The 20,604-nt window shown below is 60.9% G+C and carries 21 protein-coding genes and 2 pseudogenes; 12 read left to right on the top strand and 11 right to left on the bottom strand.

Features of this window, described 5'->3' with window-relative positions; translation table 11 throughout:
- Positions 1-179 precede the first annotated feature (179 nt).
- Positions 180-470: an Hpt domain-containing protein gene (locus ACFJIU_RS11675; protein WP_379071427.1), complete on the top strand. Its 291-nt coding sequence runs from the start codon at positions 180-182 to the stop codon at positions 468-470.
- Positions 471-612: 142 nt separating this feature from the next.
- Positions 613-933 (top strand): 2Fe-2S iron-sulfur cluster-binding protein, encoded by a 321-nt coding sequence (locus tag ACFJIU_RS11670; RefSeq protein ID WP_129415406.1) that lies wholly within the window; start codon positions 613-615, stop codon positions 931-933.
- A gap of 45 nt (positions 934-978) precedes the next feature.
- Here the strand turns inward: ACFJIU_RS11670 and ACFJIU_RS11665 are convergent, their stop codons facing one another.
- Both ACFJIU_RS11665 and ACFJIU_RS11660 read right to left on the bottom strand, forming a co-directional pair.
- Positions 979-2,457 carry an MDR family MFS transporter gene (locus tag ACFJIU_RS11665; protein WP_379071424.1) on the bottom strand — a complete coding sequence of 493 codons (1,479 nt, stop codon included), beginning with the start codon at positions 2,455-2,457 and terminating at the stop codon, positions 979-981.
- Between the two features lie 268 nt (positions 2,458-2,725).
- Positions 2,726-3,340 (bottom strand): DUF922 domain-containing Zn-dependent protease, encoded by a 615-nt coding sequence (locus ACFJIU_RS11660; protein ID WP_379071421.1) that lies wholly within the window; start codon positions 3,338-3,340, stop codon positions 2,726-2,728.
- Positions 3,341-3,424: 84 nt separating this feature from the next.
- On the opposite strand from ACFJIU_RS11660, the gene folP reads away from it, so the two are divergent.
- From folP to folK, 3 genes are read left to right on the top strand one after another with little or no spacing between them, the layout of a single operon-like run.
- On the top strand, positions 3,425-4,276 hold the full coding sequence (folP, locus tag ACFJIU_RS11655; RefSeq protein WP_379071417.1) for a dihydropteroate synthase: 852 nt from the start codon (positions 3,425-3,427) through the stop codon (positions 4,274-4,276).
- Positions 4,276-4,635 carry a dihydroneopterin aldolase gene (folB, locus tag ACFJIU_RS11650; RefSeq protein WP_379071415.1) on the top strand — a complete coding sequence of 120 codons (360 nt, stop codon included), beginning with the start codon at positions 4,276-4,278 and terminating at the stop codon, positions 4,633-4,635. Before folP ends, folB begins: the two co-directional genes overlap by 1 nt.
- Positions 4,619-5,131: a 2-amino-4-hydroxy-6-hydroxymethyldihydropteridine diphosphokinase gene (gene folK, locus ACFJIU_RS11645; protein ID WP_379071412.1), complete on the top strand. Its 513-nt coding sequence runs from the start codon at positions 4,619-4,621 to the stop codon at positions 5,129-5,131. Before folB ends, folK begins: the two co-directional genes overlap by 17 nt.
- 27 nt (positions 5,132-5,158) lie before the next feature.
- On the opposite strand, the gene ACFJIU_RS11640 is transcribed toward folK, so the two are convergent.
- Positions 5,159-5,701, bottom strand: a complete 543-nt coding sequence (locus ACFJIU_RS11640) for a DUF924 family protein (RefSeq protein ID WP_379071410.1) — start codon at positions 5,699-5,701, stop codon at positions 5,159-5,161.
- Between the two features lie 64 nt (positions 5,702-5,765).
- On the bottom strand, positions 5,766-7,595 hold the full coding sequence (locus ACFJIU_RS11635) for a monovalent cation:proton antiporter-2 (CPA2) family protein (RefSeq protein ID WP_379071407.1): 1,830 nt from the start codon (positions 7,593-7,595) through the stop codon (positions 5,766-5,768).
- 258 nt (positions 7,596-7,853) lie between these two features.
- On the opposite strand from ACFJIU_RS11635, the gene ACFJIU_RS11630 reads away from it, so the two are divergent.
- Positions 7,854-8,123 carry a hypothetical protein gene (locus ACFJIU_RS11630; RefSeq protein ID WP_379071405.1) on the top strand — a complete coding sequence of 90 codons (270 nt, stop codon included), beginning with the start codon at positions 7,854-7,856 and terminating at the stop codon, positions 8,121-8,123.
- Between the two features lie 88 nt (positions 8,124-8,211).
- On the opposite strand, the gene ACFJIU_RS11625 is transcribed toward ACFJIU_RS11630, so the two are convergent.
- The 4 genes and pseudogenes from ACFJIU_RS11625 to ACFJIU_RS11610 form a co-directional block, all read right to left on the bottom strand.
- Positions 8,212-8,763, bottom strand: coding sequence for a hypothetical protein (locus tag ACFJIU_RS11625; protein ID WP_379071403.1), 552 nt, complete (start codon positions 8,761-8,763; stop codon positions 8,212-8,214).
- A gap of 103 nt (positions 8,764-8,866) precedes the next feature.
- Positions 8,867-9,953: pseudogene (locus tag ACFJIU_RS11620) on the bottom strand (YcjF family protein).
- A pseudogene (locus ACFJIU_RS11615) lies at positions 9,950-11,420 on the bottom strand (YcjX family protein). The pseudogenes ACFJIU_RS11620 and ACFJIU_RS11615 overlap by 4 nt, the downstream one beginning before the upstream one ends.
- Positions 11,421-11,512: 92 nt before the next feature.
- Entirely contained in the window at positions 11,513-12,016 is a 504-nt protein-coding gene (locus ACFJIU_RS11610; RefSeq protein WP_379071400.1) for a SixA phosphatase family protein, read from the bottom strand.
- Between the two features lie 252 nt (positions 12,017-12,268).
- Between ACFJIU_RS11610 and dksA the strand changes: the two genes are divergently transcribed.
- Entirely contained in the window at positions 12,269-12,685 is a 417-nt protein-coding gene (gene dksA / locus ACFJIU_RS11605; protein ID WP_129415389.1) for an RNA polymerase-binding protein DksA, read from the top strand.
- A 74-nt stretch (positions 12,686-12,759) separates the two neighbouring features.
- Here dksA and ACFJIU_RS11600 read toward each other — a convergent pair whose 3' ends face one another.
- On the bottom strand, positions 12,760-13,476 hold the full coding sequence (locus ACFJIU_RS11600; protein ID WP_379071397.1) for a hypothetical protein: 717 nt from the start codon (positions 13,474-13,476) through the stop codon (positions 12,760-12,762).
- A 259-nt stretch (positions 13,477-13,735) separates the two neighbouring features.
- Here ACFJIU_RS11600 and cckA point away from each other — a divergent pair, with 259 nt between their 5' ends.
- Positions 13,736-16,366 carry a cell cycle histidine kinase CckA gene (cckA, locus tag ACFJIU_RS11595; RefSeq protein ID WP_379071394.1) on the top strand — a complete coding sequence of 877 codons (2,631 nt, stop codon included), beginning with the start codon at positions 13,736-13,738 and terminating at the stop codon, positions 16,364-16,366.
- A gap of 36 nt (positions 16,367-16,402) precedes the next feature.
- On the opposite strand, the gene ACFJIU_RS11590 is transcribed toward cckA, so the two are convergent.
- Positions 16,403-16,708 (bottom strand): ribbon-helix-helix domain-containing protein, encoded by a 306-nt coding sequence (locus ACFJIU_RS11590; protein WP_379071391.1) that lies wholly within the window; start codon positions 16,706-16,708, stop codon positions 16,403-16,405.
- A 235-nt stretch (positions 16,709-16,943) separates the two neighbouring features.
- Here ACFJIU_RS11590 and ACFJIU_RS11585 point away from each other — a divergent pair, with 235 nt between their 5' ends.
- The 3 genes from ACFJIU_RS11585 (at position 16,944) to ACFJIU_RS11575 (ending at position 19,565) form a co-directional block, all read left to right on the top strand.
- Positions 16,944-17,339 carry a VOC family protein gene (locus ACFJIU_RS11585; RefSeq protein ID WP_379071388.1) on the top strand — a complete coding sequence of 132 codons (396 nt, stop codon included), beginning with the start codon at positions 16,944-16,946 and terminating at the stop codon, positions 17,337-17,339.
- Positions 17,340-17,421: 82 nt separating this feature from the next.
- A complete protein-coding gene (locus ACFJIU_RS11580; protein WP_379071386.1) occupies positions 17,422-17,952 on the top strand; it encodes a gluconate 2-dehydrogenase subunit 3 family protein in 531 nt (176 codons plus the stop codon).
- A gap of 41 nt (positions 17,953-17,993) precedes the next feature.
- Entirely contained in the window at positions 17,994-19,565 is a 1,572-nt protein-coding gene (locus tag ACFJIU_RS11575) for a GMC family oxidoreductase (RefSeq protein ID WP_379071383.1), read from the top strand.
- 51 nt (positions 19,566-19,616) lie between these two features.
- Here ACFJIU_RS11575 and ACFJIU_RS11570 read toward each other — a convergent pair whose 3' ends face one another.
- Positions 19,617-19,982 (bottom strand): hypothetical protein, encoded by a 366-nt coding sequence (locus ACFJIU_RS11570; RefSeq protein ID WP_379071380.1) that lies wholly within the window; start codon positions 19,980-19,982, stop codon positions 19,617-19,619.
- 351 nt (positions 19,983-20,333) lie between these two features.
- On the opposite strand from ACFJIU_RS11570, the gene ACFJIU_RS11565 reads away from it, so the two are divergent.
- Positions 20,334-20,510 (top strand): hypothetical protein, encoded by a 177-nt coding sequence (locus ACFJIU_RS11565; RefSeq protein WP_165358265.1) that lies wholly within the window; start codon positions 20,334-20,336, stop codon positions 20,508-20,510.
- Positions 20,511-20,604: the final 94 nt, after the last annotated feature.

Genomic DNA, 20,604 nt, shown 5'->3' with positions numbered 1-20,604 from the left:
ACGGCGTTGCCAAACATTTTTCACAACTCCCTGTTAACCTGCCATCCATCGGAATTCGTTAGTTTGTAAGGCCTCGGGCGGCCGCGGCAATGGAGTTTGGTGGTATGCGTAGCGTGAACGTGGCGTTCTCGATGCCAGGTGGAGAAGCGTCGGGCCGGGCCCGCAACAGGCCTGTGGATATGGAACATCTGTCCCGGCAAACCATGGGCGACCGGGATCTGGAACGTGAGGTGCTTGCATTGTTCGTGCAGCAGGCGCTGTCGGCGGACGAGAAGCTGCCGGGCGCCGACAAAAGCCAGCGTCTCCTTTTGGCACACGCTTTGAAGGGCTCGGCTCGCGGCGTTGGTGCTTTGGCAATAGCCGATTGGGCCGTCGCATTCGAGCGTCAGCCGGACGATGATCGCCTCGTTAAAAAGCTGGGACCGTTGGTCGAGGACGTCCGCGATTTCATCGCCGCGATCAGCCGTTAGGGCGGTTGACGGCTGGACGGACGATCGCCATTGACTGGCCGAAGTCCGATTTTTCAAAAAGCGTCACTTTGGGGCGGTTTCGCGCGGCAGTTGACTTGCGCCGCCGAGTGATTATCTCGGCTGTGACTTCTCAGGTGACCAAATGACAAAACTGACCTACATCACCCATGACGGGACGCATTTTGACGTCGATGCCGAAAATGGCTCGACCGTTATGGAGAATGCGATCCGCAACGCGGTTCCCGGCATTGAAGCCGAATGCGGCGGAGCCTGTGCCTGCGCGACCTGCCACGTCTATGTCGATGAAGCCTGGACGGGTGTGGTCGGCGAGCCGGAGACGATGGAAGAGGACATGCTCGACTTCGCCTATGAGGTTCAGCCGAATTCGCGTTTGTCCTGCCAGATCAAGGTTCGGGACGAACTGGATGGCCTGGTGGTGCGCATCCCGGAGCGCCAGGGCTGATTTCCAAGCTTAGAACAGAGCTGCAACCTTCTGTTTCTAAAAAACTTATTCTGCAATCATCGGCGTTTCGGTATCATCGCGCCCACGCAGTGGCTTCTCCGGCATTGCAGCGAGTGCGGCAAGCGTGGCGACAAGCAGCGCTGCGCTGATGAGGAATATCGCCGCAAACGGAACCGCGGATGACAACTGCGCTTGAGCGGCCTGAGTGCCTTCGCCCATCAGCGGCAGGCCGTAAGCGGCGCCGACCGCGCCCAGTAACGCAACACCGAGAGCACCGCCCAGCGAGCGCATGAAGGTGAGCACACCGGTCGCTACGCCGAGATGGCTGCGTTCGACGGCATTTTGGACCGAAATGGTTGCCACCGGGAAAGTCGTGCCCGCGCCGTAACCAACACAAGTCGTCAACACTATCACCCAGATGAGTGAACTGCTGCCGGCAACGAAGGCGAGCACGGCCAGGGCAACGATGCCGAAGCAGACGCCGGCCAATGCCAGCCGCTTGTAGTGGGTAAAGCGCGGGGTCAGGCGGCCCGCCGTGGTCGCGCCGGCAACCGTGCCGAGCAAGATACCAAGCATCGCCATGCCGGATTCCGATGCGGTCAGGCCGAGATGAGCCTGCAGGTAAACCGGAAGGTACACGGAAAGCCCGACATTGGCGGCCTGCAGAAGGAAGAGCGACAGTGTGCCGGCGAGCACGATCGAATTACCGAGCACGTTCAGCGAGATCAACGGTTCGGCCGCTTTGACCAGCCGAAGTGCGAAGATGGCCCAAACGAAGGCAGAGGCAGCGAACAGGCCGAGAATCTGGGCAGAATCCCACGGATAGGTGCCACCGCCCCAGTTCAGTGCCAGAAGCAGCAGCGAGGTGGCAACGACAAGCAGTGCAGCACCGAGCCAATCGATGCTGTGGCGATGGGCGGCCACGGGGAGTTTTCTCAGCGGTTTGTTGATGATGGCCATTGCCAGCAGGCCGAGCGGCAGGTTGATCCAGAAGATCAGTGACCAGTGCAGGTGTTCGGCAAAGGTGCCTCCCAGCAGGGGGCCCGCAATGCTGGCGACGGCCCAGGTGCCGGAGATCCAGGCGGCATAGCGGGCGCGCTCTTTTGGCGGCACCAGATCGCCGATCACCGTCTGGGCCATCGCAAACAACCCGCCGCCGCCCAGCCCCTGGATGGCGCGGCCGATGATGAGAACCAGCATGTTGGGGGCGAGCGCCGCCACCAGAGAACCCGCCAGGAAGATGAGGATCGCGGCATAAAGCGTTGGCCGACGGCCGTGCACGTCGGAAATCTTGCCATAAAGCGGGGCCATGGCGGTTGCGGTGAGCAGATAACCGGTGACGATCCAGGGAAGGTACTGCGCATGGCCCAGCGCCTCCGCTATGGTCGGCATGGCGGGGGCTACGATGGTCTGGTCGAGCGCGGCGAGCAGCATCGACAGGAGTACGCCGCCAATGATGGCATTCTTCTCGCTTTCCGACAGCGCGCCGTCTGCTGCCGCCACTTTTGAAACAGTCTGGTCCATGGTCATTCACCTGTCTGCCGTGGCGAACCCGGCAGCGTCCGAGTATGGGCGGCGGCTTTGATCGCCTGTGCTTGTCGAGAGTTGTATGGCCGGACATATGTCGCGCCGGCTGTGTGCATTTCGACAGACGGCTGAAATTTTCTTGTTTCCGGGCGAGCCGAATGCGCCCTGTAAACAGCCTCGTTCCCTATATAGCGCGCCAGTCTCAAGGACCAACGGGTTGCTTCCGTTGATCCTGTTTCGCAAAATCCGATAAAATCCCGGGAGTTCAGCCAGGCAAACGACCGGCCTCGATCTGCTGGATACGGTAGCGCATAAGCCGGATGATACGGCTTTCGAAATTGACCATTTCGACACGGTCGAATTCAACCTGCGCCTGATCGTGCTGGCTGAGGATCTTTGCCGTCACCTCGCGGGCTTTGGCGGCGGCGATCTTGCAATTGGCCTCTTTGCCAATGTCTTTCAGCGAGCTTTCGAGGCGTTTGCCGTAGTCCTTGGCGATTTCGACATGGCGGTCTTCGTGTCGCTTGATGTCGGCTGCAAGCGTATTCCAGAACAGTCGCACATCCGGGCCCACCTTGCCGTTCGGTTTCCATCTGGGCAGGATGACATGGGTCTTTACCGTCACGACGGCCGAGACAATACGGCACGAATCCGGCGCGTCGGCGTAACCGATGCGGCTGGTGAAGGCCATGCGGGTAGCGCCGGGATGGCGCATGCCGGTGGATTTCACCGACGGTCCACGTTTCGACAGTTCTGCCTGGATCTGTTCCAGGGAGCGTCCGCCGATCGAGAAATAACTGTAGGTCTTGACGAGATTTGCCGCATCGGCCGTGGAAACGGCGAAAAGGACGAGCAACGCGGTCAGCAGGGTACGATTCATTTTATTGCCTCTTGCCCCACCTTGCGTTACGGCCGTTGCCGGCGCAACGAAATACGTATCGCCAGCGCAGCTTGGCGGGCAAAGATGAACAGACGATGGCAATTGGCGCATGGACGCCATCTCGACCTCGGCGAAAGGTCCGTCGTCATGGGCATCCTCAACGTGACCCCGGATTCATTCTCGGATGGCGGCCGGTTCGACACCAGGGACCTGGCGATCGAGCAGGCTGGCCGCATGATCCGGGAAGGAGCTGCCATCATCGATGTTGGCGGTGAATCGACCCGACCGGGGGCTGCGGCTGTTACGGCGCAGCAGGAACAGCAACGCGTGCTGCCGGTGATAGAGCAACTGGCAAGGCACGGCGACGCTTTGATCTCCATTGATACCTACCGCGCCGAAACGGCGCGCCTGGCAATTGAAGCTGGCGCTCATATTATCAATGATGTCTGTGGGTTACAGAAGGATCCTGAGATCGCTAATGAGGTTTCGAGGGCCAGAGCTGGCGTCGTCATCATGCATACCGGCCGGGGGCGCGAGAAATTGACGGATGTCATTGCCGACCAGCGCCTCTTCCTTGGGAAATCGCTTGAGATCGCACGGGAAGCGGACATCGGCGATGACCAGATCGTGCTCGACCCCGGCTTCGGCTTCAACAAGGAAACGGCCGACGAAAACCTCGATCTGATGGTGCGTTTCGAAGAGTTGGCTGATCTCGGTTTTCCGCTCATCGTCGGCACGTCCCGCAAGCGTTTTGTCGGCACCGTCACAGGCAGGGACGCCGCGGATCGGGCGGCCGGCACCGCGGCCACCAGCGTCATCCTGAGGCTCAAAGGCGCAGATCTGTTTCGCGTCCACGATGTCGCAATCAACGTGGACGCTCTGGCCATGACGGATGCTATGCTGGCTCGCAGCAACACCTCGCAGGAACCTCGATAATGTACGTCATCCGGATGAAGAACTGCGCCTTCTTTGCCAGGCACGGGGTGCACGACGAGGAAGAGCGGCTGGGCCAGCGTTTCTATGTCGATGCGGTGCTGACCGTCGATCCAGCCAGGGAACTGGACGAGGATGCCATCGACAGCACGGTCGACTACGGTGTTGCATTCACCGTCATCGAAAAGATCATCACCGGCGAACGGCGTTTTCTCATAGAGGCCCTGGCGCTTGATGTTGCCAAGGCGCTGACCCGGCGTTTCCCGCAGATCAAGACGGCTGAGATTACCGTCCGCAAGCCCAATGCGCCGGTGCCCGGCGTGCTCGATTACGTCGAGGTCACCGTTGTCTGGCCGCAATAATACCGTTTTTCTCAGTCTCGGCGGCAATCTCGGCGATCCGGCTCAGTCCATTGCCGCAGCCTTGCGCATGTTGAACGACGATGCCGCGACGCGTGTCGTTGCGGTCTCCTCGCTCTATCGCACGCCGCCCTGGGGCAAGACCGACCAGCCCGATTTCCTGAACATTGCCGCGGAACTGACCACCGAGCTGACGCCGCATGTGCTCCTGGAACTGTGCCTGGAAACCGAACGCAGGTTGAAACGGGTCCGTGAGGAGCGCTGGGGGCCGCGGCTGATCGATATCGACATCCTCGTCTTCGGTAACCGTGCCATCCACGAAACCGAACTGGCAGTCCCGCATCCGCGCATGCTGGAGCGTGCCTTCGTCATGGTGCCGCTGGCAGAAATCGCGCCGGAACTCATCCTGGCTGGCAAGACCGTTTCCGAGCGGCTTGCGGCAATGGACATTACCGGCATCGAGCGGTTGCCATCCGGCCGTGAATGGTGGTCGGCCTGATCCGGCCGACCCGCGAACCATGTTGCTTTAGCCCGAGAAGCCGCCGCCATCGAGAAACGCTTTTTCCTGCACGGTGGTCTCGCGGGCGAGCGGCGGATTGCGGTGCGGAAAGCGGCCGAAACGATTGATTATCTCAAGGTGCTCGATTGCATAGCTGAGGTAGTCCGGCGCATTCGCCTCCGTCAGCTCGACGCTGCGCTGCTGGTCTTCAAGGTTTTCGGAATGCTCGAAGGGCAGGTAGAAGAACACCCGGATTGCGACGTCGACTGCCAGGTCGTGCCCAGCAGCTACCGCTTTGGCAGCAAAATGACGAGCCAGCGGATCGGTTGCGAACATATGCGCGGTGCCGCGGAAGCAGTTGCGCGGGAACTGGTCGAGCAGGATCATCAGCGCCAGTGCGCCCTCGGGATGGTCGACCCAGCCATCCAGTTCCCGTCGCGCGGCTGCGTGATGCAGATCCAGGAAACGAGTCCTGAACGCGGTGTCGAAGGCCGCATCCTTCGTGAACCACGCATCCGTTCCGGCGTTGCGCCAGAAGGTAGTCACATCGAGTGCGCGTTCATCTACCATGTTTATTATTTTCCCTTTTTATCAGAGAGTTGATCGCGGCATCCAAAATTCGAGATGAAGCCGGTCAGGTCGCGTTTTTCAGCACTTCGGCTGTTTCCTCGCTAAGCGCCCGCGCCGGGCGACGCGGTTGGGTCACTGGCGCGGGAGCCGGCGTTGCGAGATTTCCTTTCAGGAAGTTGCGCCCATCGCGGATATCGCCGGTAAGCTGCAGGTCGAAGCGTGCGGCATCGCGCTGGCGGACGTCTTCGATGATTTCCGCGACTTCGTCCGGGTCTTCGCCCAGCGCCTCCAGTGTTGAACCGCCGAATACGAGTGCCGATTCGAAGGTTTCGCGCAGCTGATAGTCGACACCCGCCTTGACCAGTTGCAGCGAAGTGCCGCGGTCGTAGGCTCGGGCAAACACCGTCACCAGCGGGAATTCGGCCTTGACCAGTTCAGCAACGCGCACGGCGGTTTCCGGCTTGTCGACGCAGATGAGCACTGCCCGGGCGCGTCCGGCACCCGCGGCGTGCAGGATATCCAGCCTGGTGCCGTCGCCGTAATAGACCTTGAAGCCGAAATTGGCGGCGGCCTGGATCATCTCGACATCGTTGTCGATGATCGAAACGTCGACGCCGCGCAGGATCAGCGGCTGGCTGGCGATCTGGCCGAAACGCCCGAAGCCGATGATCAGCACTGATCCCGACAGGCCTTCCGCGACATCGACGCCGTCGAGCGAAGGTTCGTCACGTTGTGGATACAGATAGCGGAGGGCGATGATCACCAGCGGGGTCAGCACCATCGAGATGATGATGATGGCGGTAAGGATGGCGTTTGCCCGACCATCGATGATGCCGGCTTGCGTGGCCGAGGAATAAAGCACGAAGGCGAATTCGCCGCCTTGCGCCATGACCGCGGCACGTTCGATCGCTTCGCGGTTCGATGCCTTCAGAAGGCGGGCTACCCCATAGATGCCGAGCGCCTTGGCCACCATGTAGGCAACGACATAGATCGCGACCAGTTGCCAGTTCTCTGCTACGACGGCGAGGTTGAGCGACATGCCGACAGCAAGGAAGAACAGCCCGAGCAGGACGCCGCGAAACGGCTCGATATCGGCCTCGAGCTGATGGCGGAAGGTCGATTCCGACAACAGAACGCCAGCCAGGAAAGCGCCCATCGCCATCGAAAGGCCACTCATCTGCATGGCGAGCGCCGATCCCAATACGACCAGCAGGGCTGCGGCCGTCATCACCTCGCGGGCCCGTGCATCCGCCAGGACCCGAAACAACGGGTTGAGCAGATAACGGCCGGCAACCACCAGGCCTACGATAGCCGCAATGCCGATACCGATCTCGGTGAAACGCTGCTGCAAGGTGGTGTCGGCGCCACCGGGGGCCAGGAACGCTACCAGGGCCAGGAGCGGCACGATGGCCAGATCCTCGAGCAGCAGGATCGAGACCATCCGCTGACCTTTCGGGGTGGCGATTTCGCCCTGTTCTTCAAGCAATTGCATGACGATGGCCGTCGATGTCAGCACAAAGCCGGCGCCAGCGACAAAAGCCTGGGCGACAGGAAAGCCGCCGGCGAGCCCGCATGCCGTCAGCAACAGCGCGCACAGACCGACCTGCAGCGCGCCAAGTCCGAAGATGTCGCGACGCAGACCCCACAGCCGGGACGGCTGCATTTCGAGGCCTATGATGAACAGGAACATCACCACGCCAAGCTCTGCCACATGCAGGATTGCGGCGGGGTCGGAAAAGATGCCCAGGCCGAACGGGCCGATCGCCAACCCGGCGGCGAGATAGCCTAGGATCGAGCCGAGGCCGGCACGTTTGAATATCGGCACGGCGATGACGCCGGCGCCGAGCAGGGCGACCACATTCACCAGTTCGCTGTTCGAAGCCTCGACCGCCATCGCTGTTCCCGTTCTCGCCGCATCGGTGGAGGGAAGGAGCCCCCTGATCAGGATAGGAGGTTCGTCGCGCGGCGAACAGCCCCGAATCACCGTGTTTCAGCCCTCGCTGATAAGCGCCCAGAAGCCGGTAAATCCAATATTTCCAATAGCTGTACGTTGGTGAGTTGCAGTAGGCCGCAATGGCGCGCTATGGACGGCGAGGCTGGGGCCACAAACGCGGGCGGACGGGATCGCCGCCACTACGGAGAGAGGACTACCATGAAGAAGATTGTGCTGACTGTTGTCGGCGTGGCGGCGCTCGGTCTTTCGGCCTGCTCGAAGGCGCCTGAATGCACCGCAGAGGTGATCGGCAAGAAGACCCAGGAACTGACGACCGCGGTTCAGGAAGCCGTGACCAAGAACCCGGCCAAGGCTACCGAATGGACCGCCAAGATCCAGGAAATCGCCACAAAGTATTCGGGCTCGAACAACCAGGCCGACGCCTGCAAGGCTTATGACGAGATCATCGCTGAAGTGAAGAAGGGCTGATTGCCTGCTTCCACGCAAGGCGAAGGCCTTGCGCATGTTGAAACGGCGGCCTGTGGCCGCCGTTTGTTTTTATGGAATGGATCGCTCGTCAGTTCCTGGCAATGGCGCCCACGGCCACGTCATCGACACGCTTCAGGTTCATGCCGATCACAGGGACCATCTGCTCGTCGACCTTCACGGATACGGTGACGATCATCGAATTTTCGTTGGGGATACGGGCCTGCATGACGCCGCGCAACTGATTTCGGTTGATGGCGAAGACGACCTTGCGGTTGTCGACCACATTGCCGGAGATGATATCGAGTCCCGCGCCGGAGGAACCGCCCATGAAGGAACCCTTATAGCCGTCGCGCCCTTTGCGCTCGACGGTTGCCCCCATCTTCTGCGAGAAGACGCCGACGCGACAATCTCCGTCCAGCGTCATGCCGACCTTGCTGCCTTCTGGCGTCGACCCTTTGAAATTGCAGTTGAACTTGGTTCCCTTGTACTTGCCGGCGACGATTTCGCCTGGCCCGATCCACTGTCCCTCGACCGATTGGAAAAACTGCTTGTCGCGATCGGCGCCGAATGCCGAGCTACCCACCGCGACCGAGGCGGCGAGCGCAAGAGGCATGACGGCGGACAGGAACACGCTTTTCATGGATGACACCCGGCAACGAGGACGCTGTGTTGGAACGAGGCCAACCATGAAGAAGATTGGTTAATGCTTCGTCACCTGGAGGGCGATTGGAGAGCTGGAAAGCCTAGGAAGTCGCGCCGGTGCCGCGATCCTTTCCGCCAGCGAACGAGGTCAATGCAGCAAGGAAGTCCCCCATACCGGGTCGCTTCACGGCCGTGAACGGCAAAGGGCGGGCGGTTTCCATGGCGGCGATGCCGATTCGTGCCGTCATCATGCCGTTGACCACACCTTCACCCAGCTTTGCCGACAGCCGCGCCGCGAGGCCATGACCCACGATCTGCTGGACAAAGCTGTCGCCGACGGCGATCGAGCCTGTGACGGCGAGATGGGCAAGCACGCTTCTGGCAAGCCGGAAGAAGCCCAACGTGCCGGGACGTCCGCCATAAAGTTCTGAAAGGCGCCGGATCAATCGCCCGGCTTCGAATACGACATAAGCGACGTCGACCAGGGCGCGTGGGCTGACGGCGGTAACCAGCGACACCCGTTTGGCCGCATCCAGGATCATTGTTTTGGCCTGGGCGTCGAGAGGACCGAGGATTTCGGTTTCGGCCAATCTCACGAGATCGCCGCCGTCGATGATCTCACCGCGCAATTCCGCCAGCGCACGGCGACCGGCGGCCGTCTGTGGCCGGGCTGCGACAAAAGCAGACAGTTCGTCCACGACCGCGCGCGCGGCGTTGGGATCGTCCCGGGCAATGGCATCCAGCGCTTTGCCCTGCAGCTTCTCCACCTTGGCAAGCCGCGCAATCGCCAAGAATTCGCGGGCCAGGATGACAAGCAGTGCAAGCAGCGCGATTGCTGCCACGCCGGCGGCCAGCCAGCCGAGCCAATCGGCGCGCGTAAAGAGGTCGCGGATCAGCCGGTCCGTCCACAAACCTATCGCCAGCGAGACGCAGGACGCCGACGGCGCCAAAGAAGATGTTGGCGAGGAACGAGCGTTTGCGTGGCGCGGGTGCTGCGGGTGGTTCGGCTGCAAGCAGGTCCGGTTCGTCGAACACATCGACTTCGTCAGGCACGACGATGGCCGCCTCGGCCTTCAACGCGCGCGGCTTGCGTGGTGTTTCCGTCGGCTTGTCGACAACCGCAGCCTTCGGTTGGGATGCGGTGTCCGGTCCGATGCGGAACGCCGCCGGCTTGCGGGACGTGGTCATGCGAGACGGTCTCCGATCAGAAACTGCAGGGCACGGTCAAGCCGGATATGCGGCAGCGACAATGTCACGCCCTCGGCGGTGCGTTCGAGTTTCGGCGGCCGGAATCGCACGAAGCGTATGGCCGGATTGTCTGCACGATCCTGCGCGTTTTCTTCGAACACAGCATCAGCGCTTTTCGGCAAATCACCAGGAAATATGGCTGTTTCGGTGTTGCCGTCGAAAGTCTCGTCCCCGATCCGCTCCCCTTCAAGCGGCGTGCCTATGATGACCGGCAAGGTTTCGGTGCCCTGCTTGACCGTACCTTCGCGGGTGGCACGCACCGCCGCCATCGCGACGACGTCGACGGCCGTACCGGTGAAGCTCGCTTTGGCGATGGCTCTATCGGCGAGCCGCCGCACGATCGCCTGCAGCCGGTCGTGGCTTTCATGGTGCAGATGGTCGGCCTTGGTCGCCGCGATCAGGATGCGGTCGATGCGCCGTGCGAACCAGTCGGTCAGGAAGTTGCCGCGCCCGGGCCGGAAGCAGGCAAGGATTTCCGTGACGGCACGTTCGAGATCGGCCATTGCCGCAGGCCCGGCGTTCAGGGCCTGCATGGCATCGATGACCACGATCTGACGGTCGAGGCGGGCGATGTGTTCGCGAAAAAACGGCTTTACCACATGTGTCTTGTAGGCTTCGTAGCGACGCTCCATCATGGCATGGAGCGAACCGGGCCTTGCCCGTTTCCCTGTCATGCCGGGCAGTGGCGCGAACGTCAGCGCTGGCGAGCCATCGAGATCGCCTGGCATCAGGAAACGGCCCGGCGGCAAGGTGGAAAGCGCGCGTTCATCGCGTTTGCACGCCTTCAGGTAAGCAGAAAAACTTTCGGCCAGCCGGCGCGCGGTCAGTTCGTCGGCATCCGCGTCGGCAACCGCGGTCGTTGAAAGCGCGCGCCATTCGCTGGCAAGGTCGGCGCGCACCGGCAACGCCGCCAGTTCGAAAGCCTCGCTGGAGAAATCGGCGAAGGATTTGCCGAGCAGCGGCAGGTCGAGCAGCCACTCGCCGGGATAGTCGACGATATCGACCGATAATCTCCCCCGCCGAAAACATACGGTTCCAGCCAGAAGCCGATTCAAACTCGATGGTTAGCCGCAGCTCCGAAATAGCACGGGTGGAATCCGGCCATATGCGCTGGTCGACCAGAGCCGCGATGTGGTCCTCATACTGGAAGCGCGGTACGGCATCGTCTGGCTGCTCTTCCAGGAAAGCGCGCGAGATCCGCCCTGACTTCTGCGCTTCGAACAGCGGTAAGCGACCGCCATGTATGAGGTTATGGACGAGAGATGAGATGAAAACCGTCTTGCCGGCACGCGAGAGACCGGTGACGCCCAGCCTGATCGAAGGTCGAAACAATCCGGCGGCACGGCCGGTCACGGTGTCCAGCGCGATGCGGGCCTCATCGGAAATGGTGGTCAGCGATGAAGCCAATCGGGTCTCTAGTGCTCCGCTCATCCAGTCGCCCGCGGTGCGGGTATCTCGATATAGGCTGCCGGAGGCGGCTTTTGAATGGTTATTGCGTGTCAGGCGGTTATGGGCGTGAGGAAATCTTCCAGAAAGCCCTTGCCGGGTGCGGCGCCCGTCAGGCTTCCGTCGAAGCGCACGACTGCGAGCCCGGATGTTGGAAACCCGTGCTCCAGCGTCTCTCGCGCGCCTTCCTCACCGTCGCCGGATATGGCCATCGCAAGATCTTCCATCATCGGATTGTGGCCAATGACCAGAAGGGAACCGTAACCGCCGTGGTCCCTGATGATTTCCAGATAACCTGCGGCATCCTCGCTGTAGAGCTTGTCGAAATAGAGTACGCGACCGGTGTCGGTATGAGCGGCTATTCCGCCGAGGGTCTCGCGGGCCCGCAGCGCCCCCGAACACAGTGTGAGGTCCGGAACATAGCCATGGGTCCGCATGGCGGTTCCAATCATCTCGGCATCGGTGACGCCGGAGGGGTCGAGTGCGCGGTCGAAGTCGCGCGTGCCCGGCAGAGCCCATCCAGCCTTCGCATGCCTGAGAAGATAGAGTTTCGCCACGCAAATCCCTCTTTCCGACCGGCGCCGCCCGCCGATCCGTCAGCTAAGAATTAGCCAGCCGGGAGCTTCGACGCAACGGCTGGGCAGTTGGCAGATATGCCGAGAACCTTGCAGCTTGGGGCTGACCGGGAAAAGCGGCAGCGTAGGGCGGGGCTGTATTAACAAATGCGTGACGGCACGACGGATTGCGCTTGTTAAGCAATTGCGCCGCGAATATATAGGCGCCAAATTTGGGGCAGTCGGGTGAGTCGAATGAGCGAAATTGTAGCTTCCGATTACATACCCTCCGAAGACGAGCCGTTCATGAATGAACGGCAAAAATCATACTTTCGGCAGAAGTTGATTACCTGGAAGAATGATATTCTGCGCGAGGCGCGTGAAACTCTCGAAATCCTTCAGCAAGAAAACGCCAATCATCCAGATCTCGCAGACCGAGCGTCGTCGGAAACCGACCGCGCAATCGAGCTGAGAGCCCGTGATCGTCAGCGCAAGCTGATCTCGAAGATCGATTCTGCCTTGCAGCGCATCGATGAGGGCACTTATGGCTATTGCGAGGAAACCGGGGAGCCGATCTCGCTGAAGCGCCTTGATGCGCGCCCGATCGCCACATTGTCGATCGAAGCGCAGGAACGTCACGAGCGCCGGGAAAAAGTCTACCGCGACGACTGACAATCGTCGGTGCTAGCTTGTCTTCGGAGATGGCCGGCTCTGCCGGCCATTTTCTTTGGTGTGTCCGTTGCCGATCAACGCTTGTGGCTGGACAATTCGCCGAGAAGCTTCGCCATTTCGTCGTCCAGCGTGGGCTGCGCCTTTGCATTGGTTTTGGCCGGGGGCATGTCGTCCTGCTCCAGCGAAACTTCAAGCTCATGCATCAACGCGTCATCGAGCGGATCTTCCAGCGGCTCCGGTGGCGCACGAAATGGCGGTTCGGCCCGGACGGGTTCCTGGCGCGCCACGGCTTGCACTGCGGGCTGTTGAACCCTTGGCGGCGAAGACAGTGGCAGGGTCGGCTCGAGATGCGGCGTCGGAGCACTCGGCGCAACCTGCTGGCGCGGCGGTTCCGGCCGTCGTGCCGGTGCAGCAGGTGAAGATGAAGGTTGTTGTTGGCGTTGTTGTTCGACGGCTGGACGCGCAGGTGATTGTTGCAGCTGCCCGTCTCCGGTGAGAACCGGGCGGCGCGAAGGCACCATTCGGATGTCGCGCTCGACAACCACGTCCGTTGGACCACCGATAAGGATCAAATGCTCGATGTCGTCGCGGCGCACGAGGACCAGGCGGCGATGGCTGTCGACCGCGGTTGCGTCCATGACCGCCAGACGTGTCTTGCGGTTCTTGCCGCCGGCGACATAAGTGCCGAAGGTCAGGCCGCGGATCAACCTTACTATAACCAGCAGGATGACAAGCAGGACCAGGGCCGCGAAGGTCCACACGATGGCAGGCGCATAATTCGGCCCTGCCATGCTTTCCAGCCAACTCAGCATAGACATCCCCAACAATGATCCGGCCCCAGCGTCGGCGACACTAAAGGCGGTGTCAGGATGTCGCAAGGCGCGTCTGGCGCTTTGTGAACAGGGCATATCGGAACGGCTTGCGGCAAAGCCCGGCGATAGCGTTGTTTTTGGCGCACATTTGCCAGCAGGGTCTTTTCCGGGCAGGGAGAATATGATTCAACCGGGCGAGTCGGGGCGCCGGTGGCTGGAATTGGTGAGCAGGGGGCACATGGCCAAGGAAACGGGCGGCGAGTTTTATCCGATGCCGATCGTCGACCAGGGTACAAGGCCGGGCGCGGTGACGCGGCTTATCGTCTTCATGGTGGTGCTGGCTGCGGCTGCCGTGGTTTTCGGTATTTTCCGCGAGCGTTTCGGCGATCCGTTTCTGCTTGGCATGCTGGGCGTGCTGGCGATGATCGGCGTCGGCTTCCTGTTTGCAACTGCAATCGGTTTCGTGCAGATCGCGCCGCGCTCGACCAGCGACGAACTGTCTAAGGCCTTTGTCGATTCGATGTCGCAGGGCCTTTTGGTGACGGATGCCAAGGATCGTGTGGTCTACGCCAACCGCGCTTATGCCGACATGACTGGCGCGACATCCGCCGCTGACGTCAAGACCGTGGAAGGGCTGCTGTCGGACGTTCCTGAAGCAACCAGCACGATTTATCGCCTTTCCGCCGGCCTGCGCGATGGTCAGGCCGGAGACGGCGAATTCCGGCTGACGCAATCGGTTCGCCCGGGCGCCGAACCTGGCGGGCGTTGGTATCGCACGCGGGCGCGTACCTTTACCGTGCCTGGCCTTCGGCAGCCGCTGTCGGCATGGCAACTTGCCGATATTTCGGTCGAGCGCGCCGAGCAGGAGCGTTTCTTCCTGGATCTCCAGCAGGCGATCGACCATCTCGACCATGCACCGGCGGGCTTCTTCGCTGCCGATCAGGACGGTCGCGTCACATACATCAATGCGACCCTGGCTGAGTGGCTGGGCATCGATCTGGCATCCTTCACGCCAGGTGCGGTTGCGCTCCCCGATATTGTCGCCGGTGACGGCATGGCGCTTATCCGCTCGGTGCGGGCGGATCCCGGCACAACGCGCAATGCGGTGATCGACCTTGATCTCACCACCATGGCCGGCAAGGCGTTGCCGGTGCGCTTCATGCATCGCGTTTCGGCGAGTCGTGAAGGGCTGAACGGTCCGAGCCGTACCATCGTGCTCAACCGGACCCAGGGTGAGGATGCCTCCGCAGACCTGCGCGCTTCCGAAATCCGTTTCACCCGTTTCTTCAATTCGACGCCGATGGCGATCGCCGGCGTCGATCATGACGGCCGCATCCTGCGCACCAACGCACCGTTCCTGTCGCTGTTCTCGCCTGCGGTCGACCGGGATGCGCTCGACCGCAAGGTGCGCCTCGACACAGTTATCCATGAGCGGGACAGGCCAGCTTTCGCGACGGCACTCGAAAAGGCGCATCAGCGCCAGGCCGATATCGCGCCGATCGACACGGTCCTGCCGGACAATGAGGAGCGTCATGTCCGCTTCTACGTCAACGCGGTCGCCGACGGCACCGATGGCGAGGGCGCCGAAGAGGCAGCGATCGTCTATGCGGTGGAAACCACCGAGCAGAAGGCGCTGGAAGGCCAGATGGCGCAGAGCCAGAAGATGCAGGCCGTGGGCCAGCTTGCTGGCGGCATAGCGCATGACTTCAACAATGTGCTTACCGCCATCATCATGGCGTCCGACCTGTTGCTGGCAAACCACCGTCCGTCGGATCCGTCCTTCCCGGATATCATGAACATCAAGCAGAATGCGAACCGGGCAGCATCGCTGGTGCGCCAGCTTCTCGCCTTCTCACGCAAGCAGACGTTGCGTCCGGAAGTGCTCAACCTTACCGACGTGCTTGCCGACCTGCGCATGCTGCTTGCACGTCTCGTCGGCAACAACATCAAGCTCAAGGTCGACCACGGCCGTGACCTTTGGCCAGTCAAGGTCGATATCGGCCAGTTCGAGCAGGTGGTGGTCAATCTCGCCGTCAATGCTCGCGACGCCATGCCATCGGGTGGCGATCTCACCGTGCGCACGAAAAATGTCACGGCCGACGAATGCGCCGCGTTTTCCTATCGCGAGCTGCCAGCCGCCGACTACGTTGTCGTCGAAGTCGAGGACACCGGATCGGGCATCGCACCGGATGTGCTGAAGAAAATCTTCGAGCCGTTCTTCACCACCAAGGAGGTGGGGAAGGGCACCGGCCTCGGCTTGTCGATGGTCTATGGCATCATCAAGCAGACGGGCGGCTTCATCTTCTGCGATTCCGAAGTTGGCAAGGGCACGACTTTCCGCATCTTCCTGCCACGCCATGTCGCAGAGGCTGCGAAGCTGCCTATGGAAGGAAAGCCTGGCGATACCAGGGCGACGGGAACGGAGAACTCGGCGGCGGCTGAATCTGTCAAGAATGGCGATGCAGCCAGGTCCGGTGATGGCAAGGACCTGTCCGGCTCAGCCATCGTTCTTCTGGTCGAGGACGAGGATGCAGTGCGCATGGGGGGCGTGCGTGCGCTCAAATCGCGGGGCTACACCGTGCATGAGGCGACATCAGGCGTCGAGGCGCTGGAGGTGTTCGACGAGCTCGAAGGCAAGATCGACATCGTCGTCTCTGACGTCGTCATGCCCGAGATGGACGGCCCGACGCTGCTCGGCGAATTGCGAAAGCGCCAACCGACTATCAAGTTCGTTTTCGTATCGGGCTATGCCGAAGACGCCTTTGCCAAGAACCTGCCAGCCGACGCCCAGTTCGGGTTCCTGCCGAAGCCGTTCTCGCTGAAACAGCTGGCTACCGTCGTGAAGGACGTTCTCGAGGGTAAATCCTGAGACGGATTCCTTAGACGGGTGTGTTCGCCGGGACCATCAGGCTGCCTGGCGTCGCAGCGTCTCGACGTCTTCGGCGCAGGGGCGGTGGCCGCGCAGATAGAGCGCGCAGGTTGTGCGCAGCATTGACGCGAAATTCGGGATTTCGCCATTGATCTCAATGGCTTCATCGTAGAGCTTCGAGATGAATTTCGGCGTCGTCAGACCCTGGCTGTCGGCGATTTCATCCAGCAACTCCCAGAAAGTGGCTTCGAGCTGGATACTGGTCGAATGGCCGGCGATGCGGATCGACCGGTTGATCTGACGATATCCTTCCGGGTCCTGTCCGGCAAACACCCTGCACATTGAAAATCTCCCATCTTACTTTGGCTTTGGCCGGCACATCCGGCATCAGCCAGCTTTCAGTTTATCTTCCGCCGAAACGCCGGAGCCGGCAATCGGACTTTCGTCCGCGAGACAATAACAGAATCGTCAAAACCATAAGTGGGAGCATGGATTTGCGCGTGGTAACGGGCTGCCACCAAACTCTTTTCGCCGCGCCCATAATCCTCCTCATCAGAAAGATGAGGACGGAGTTCCCTTGGCCAAGGCAATCCACACGATGATCCGGGTTCTGGATGAGAACCGGTCGGTCGAATTCTACAGACAGGCCTTTGGCCTCGATATTGCCGAGCGCCTGGATTTCGAGACCTTCACGCTCGTCTATCTCAGCAATCCCGAGAGCGATTTCGAAGTTGAGCTGACGGTCAACAAGGGACGGGCGGAGCCTTACGCTCTGGGTGACGGCTATGGTCACCTGGCGGTGTCCGTGGCCGATCTCGATGCGGAACACGATCGATTTGGCGCGCTCGGCCTCAACCCGAAGAAGATCGTCGAGTTCAACCGCGACGGTGCGCTCCTGGCGCGTTTCTTCTTCGTCGAGGATCCCGACGGCTACAAGATCGAGGTTCTGCAGCGTCACGGTCGTTTCAAATAGGAGGAAATGCTGTCGCCCCTGGGAGGGGATGCGACGCCAGCCACAGCGCCGGGAGGCGCAACAGCAAGCAAGGGAGGAGAAGTTGGTCACAATTCACGAAGGCAGGCCTGGCCTGTCGCGCCGCGAGCTTCTGAAACGCGGCAGTATCGGCGCGTTGCTGGTCATTGCCGGCAACGCGGTCATCAGCCCCGAAAACGCCTGGGGTCTGGAAACCTCCGCGTTGAAACCGGAGACCATGGCAACGCTGATCCAGATGGCGCGTGACATCTACCCGCACGATCAGCTGGCCGACAAATTCTATGCGGTCGCGGTGAAAAGCCATGACGAACAGGCGGGCAAGGATGCCAAGCACAAGGATTTGATCGAGGTCGGTATCGCGGACCTCGACAAGCGTGCCGGCGAGGGAGGGTATCGCGGGCTCGGCTGGGAGGAGCAGCGGGTCTCTGTGCTCAAGGCCATCGAGACGACACCATTCTTCCAGGCGGTGCGTGGCGGGCTGGTCGTCAGTCTCTACAACCAGAAAGAGGTCTGGCCGGTGTTCGGCTACGAGGGCGAGTCCTACTCCAAGGGTGGCTACATCAGTCGCGGCTTCGACGACATCGAGTGGCTCTGAAACACACCCGTCACCCAGCAAGGAATTCATGGGAGGAAACCATGGCAGCACCATTCGACCTGAAGAATGATGGCGTTGTCGTCATCATCGGCTCGGGCGCCGGCGGCGGCACGCTCGGCAACGAACTTGCCCAGAAGGGTATCGACGTCGTCATCCTCGAAGCAGGCGGGCGCTATGAATATGACGATTTCGTCAATGACGAGTGGGACAGCTTCGCCCAACTCGCCTGGAAGGATATGCGCACCACTTCGGGCGACTGGCGTGTCGCAAAGGACTTTCCCAACCTGCCGGCCTGGATCGTCAAGGCGGTAGGTGGAACCACGACGCATTGGGCCGGTGCCTCGCTGCGCTTGCAGGAACACGAATTCAAGACGCTCACCACCTACGGCAAGGTCGAGGGCGCCAACCTGCTCGACTGGCCTGTCACCCTTGCTGAACTCGAACCTTATTACACCAAGGCCGAAGACAAGATGGGGGTGACGCGAACGAACGACATCCCAGGCCTTCCGGGTAACAACAACTTCAAGGTGTTGAAAGCCGGAGCCGACAAGCTCGGCTATAAGGAATGTCACACCGGTCGCATGGCGATCAATTCGCAGCCGCGCGATGACCGCAATTCCTGCCAGCAAACTGGATTTTGTTTCCAGGGTTGTAAGTGGGGTGCCAAATGGTCGACGCTCTACACTGAAATTCCCAAGGGCGAAGCGACGGGGCATCTTGAGGTGCGCCCCAATGCCATGGTCATCAAGATCAACCACGACGCGTCGGGCAAAGTGACCGGCGTCGTCTATGCCGACAAGGAAGGCAAGTTGCAGGAACAGAAGGCGCGCATCGTCGCCGTTGCCGGCAATTCGATCGAAAGCCCCCGCCTGCTGCTCAATTCGGACTCGTCAAAGTTCGCCCACGGGCTTGCCAATTCCTCGGGGCAGGTGGGACGGAACTACATGCGCCACACCACAGGCTCGGTCTATGCCATCTTCGACAAGCCGGTGCACATGTACCGCGGTACCACAATGGCCGGCATCGTGCGCGACGAGGCACGCAACGATCCTTCGCGCGGTTTCGTTGGCGGTTATGAACTGGAGACGCTGTCGCTCGGGCTGCCGTTCATGGCCGCATTCCTCAATCCCGGCGGCTGGGGGCGCTCCTTCACCACAGCGCTCGACCATTACGATCATATGGCCGGCCTGTGGATCGTCGGGGAGGACATGCCGCGCGCCGAAAACCGGGTGACGCTGCATGCTTCCGAGAAGGACACGCATGGCATGCCCGTGGCCAACGTGAATTTCGATGATCATCCCAACGACACCGCGATGCGCAACCATGCCTACAAGCAAGGCACGGCGCTCTATGACGCGGTCGGCGCGACGCGGGTCTTCCCGACGCCGCCTTATCCGTCCACGCACAATCTCGGCACCAACCGGATGAGCGAGAAGCCGGAGGACGGCGTCGTCAACAAGCATGGCCAGACGCATGACATCAAGAATCTGTTTGTCTCCGACGGCAGCCAATTCACCACCGGGGGTGCCGAGAACCCGACACTGACCATCGTCACCTTGGCGATCCGTCAAGCCGACTACATCGCCAAGGAGATGGCAGCCAGGACGATCTGAAAACTCGCAGGCCTGTTCGCGCGGAACGCCACGGTGTTCCGCGCTTTTCGTTCAAGGGTTGCGGATCGTGCAGGTCGCCGCGCTGAAGGCGCCGTCCGGCTGGCGCATGACGATGTCGAAAGAGGCGTCGGTGGTACCGTCGGCCGTCACCTGCGTCAGCGAGATGCCATTGCCGCCGCTGGTGAAACCGCCGACAGGGCCAAGCCAGCTGATCTCGCCATTGTTGTCCATCTCATAATTATAGCCTTGCATCAAAGGGCCGTAGGTCGGACCGCTATAGACGCGTCCCTTGATCTTGATATCGCCCAGGTTGACGAATGCGCCAAGCAAATAGACCTCGCAGCGATAGCTGCCGTCGGGCAAGGTGCCGTCGGCAATGGCAGCGCGCACGTTGCCGGTCGCAAGTCCCGCAGCCATGAAAGATAACAAAAGGGTCAGGCAACGCATCATCGATTGGTCCGAATGCGGTCGGCGCATGCTTTGCACCATTTTTTCGACAAGACCGCAACATCGCCGAACGTCGCCCCTTGCACAAACTTCACCGCTGAAATCATATATTCTGGATGACTAATATTGCTGCGCTTTGGTCCACCCATGTTACCCTTTGGTTGGCCTTGGTGAGTCGGCCATATTTTCCGCGTTAAACTTGATTTGGGGGCAGATCGAGGAAGATCTCGACGGCGTGGGCCAGTTCCGCGCTGGAGGATGAATACAGCGTTTCTTCCGTGATCTCGGCGTTACTGGGCACATCGGGCAAGGGACGGGCCGATGGAGACTTTTTTCGAAGACTACCAGAAGCGGCGGCTCGTCGAGCGCGTCGACATCCTGACGGCTATCAACATCCTGAAATCGCAGGGTTACGACGACGACGAGATCATCACCGAGATCACCCGCGTCTTCTACGTCGATCTCGATGAATACAACGATCTGGTAAGGGCAGCCTGAGTTTCAGGATACATCTTTCGGCTTACACCGGAAGATCTGAGAAAGCCTTCAGGACATTGTGCTACCGTAGCCTGTCCAGCGAGGGGGCCGGGGC

It is taken from the genome of Mesorhizobium sp. UC74_2 (assembly GCF_042701485.1).
Taxonomy (GTDB): domain Bacteria; phylum Pseudomonadota; class Alphaproteobacteria; order Rhizobiales; family Rhizobiaceae; genus Mesorhizobium.
Note: the sequence above shows the minus strand (reverse complement) of the source record. Positions and strands in the feature narration are given on the sequence as shown.

What these genes read in the sequence shown, in the direction of transcription:
- ACFJIU_RS11675 (WP_379071427.1), top strand. Translation starts at nt 180, where the DNA reads ATGGAACATCTGTCCCGGCAAACCATGGGCGACCGGGATCTGGAACGT.
- ACFJIU_RS11670 (WP_129415406.1), top strand. Translation starts at nt 613, where the DNA reads ATGACAAAACTGACCTACATCACCCATGACGGGACGCATTTTGACGTC.
- ACFJIU_RS11665 (WP_379071424.1), bottom strand. Translation starts at nt 2,457, where the DNA reads ATGGACCAGACTGTTTCAAAAGTGGCGGCAGCAGACGGCGCGCTGTCG.
- ACFJIU_RS11660 (WP_379071421.1), bottom strand. Translation starts at nt 3,340, where the DNA reads ATGAATCGTACCCTGCTGACCGCGTTGCTCGTCCTTTTCGCCGTTTCC.
- folP (WP_379071417.1), top strand. Translation starts at nt 3,425, where the DNA reads ATGAACAGACGATGGCAATTGGCGCATGGACGCCATCTCGACCTCGGC.
- folB (WP_379071415.1), top strand. Translation starts at nt 4,276, where the DNA reads ATGTACGTCATCCGGATGAAGAACTGCGCCTTCTTTGCCAGGCACGGG.
- ACFJIU_RS11640 (WP_379071410.1), bottom strand. Translation starts at nt 5,701, where the DNA reads ATGGTAGATGAACGCGCACTCGATGTGACTACCTTCTGGCGCAACGCC.
- ACFJIU_RS11635 (WP_379071407.1), bottom strand. Translation starts at nt 7,595, where the DNA reads ATGGCGGTCGAGGCTTCGAACAGCGAACTGGTGAATGTGGTCGCCCTG.
- ACFJIU_RS11630 (WP_379071405.1), top strand. Translation starts at nt 7,854, where the DNA reads ATGAAGAAGATTGTGCTGACTGTTGTCGGCGTGGCGGCGCTCGGTCTT.
- ACFJIU_RS11625 (WP_379071403.1), bottom strand. Translation starts at nt 8,763, where the DNA reads ATGAAAAGCGTGTTCCTGTCCGCCGTCATGCCTCTTGCGCTCGCCGCC.
- dksA (WP_129415389.1), top strand. Translation starts at nt 12,269, where the DNA reads ATGAGCGAAATTGTAGCTTCCGATTACATACCCTCCGAAGACGAGCCG.
- ACFJIU_RS11600 (WP_379071397.1), bottom strand. Translation starts at nt 13,476, where the DNA reads ATGGCAGGGCCGAATTATGCGCCTGCCATCGTGTGGACCTTCGCGGCC.
- cckA (WP_379071394.1), top strand. Translation starts at nt 13,736, where the DNA reads ATGGCCAAGGAAACGGGCGGCGAGTTTTATCCGATGCCGATCGTCGAC.
- ACFJIU_RS11590 (WP_379071391.1), bottom strand. Translation starts at nt 16,708, where the DNA reads ATGTGCAGGGTGTTTGCCGGACAGGACCCGGAAGGATATCGTCAGATC.
- ACFJIU_RS11575 (WP_379071383.1), top strand. Translation starts at nt 17,994, where the DNA reads ATGGCAGCACCATTCGACCTGAAGAATGATGGCGTTGTCGTCATCATC.
- ACFJIU_RS11570 (WP_379071380.1), bottom strand. Translation starts at nt 19,982, where the DNA reads ATGGCTGCGGGACTTGCGACCGGCAACGTGCGCGCTGCCATTGCCGAC.
- ACFJIU_RS11565 (WP_165358265.1), top strand. Translation starts at nt 20,334, where the DNA reads ATGGAGACTTTTTTCGAAGACTACCAGAAGCGGCGGCTCGTCGAGCGC.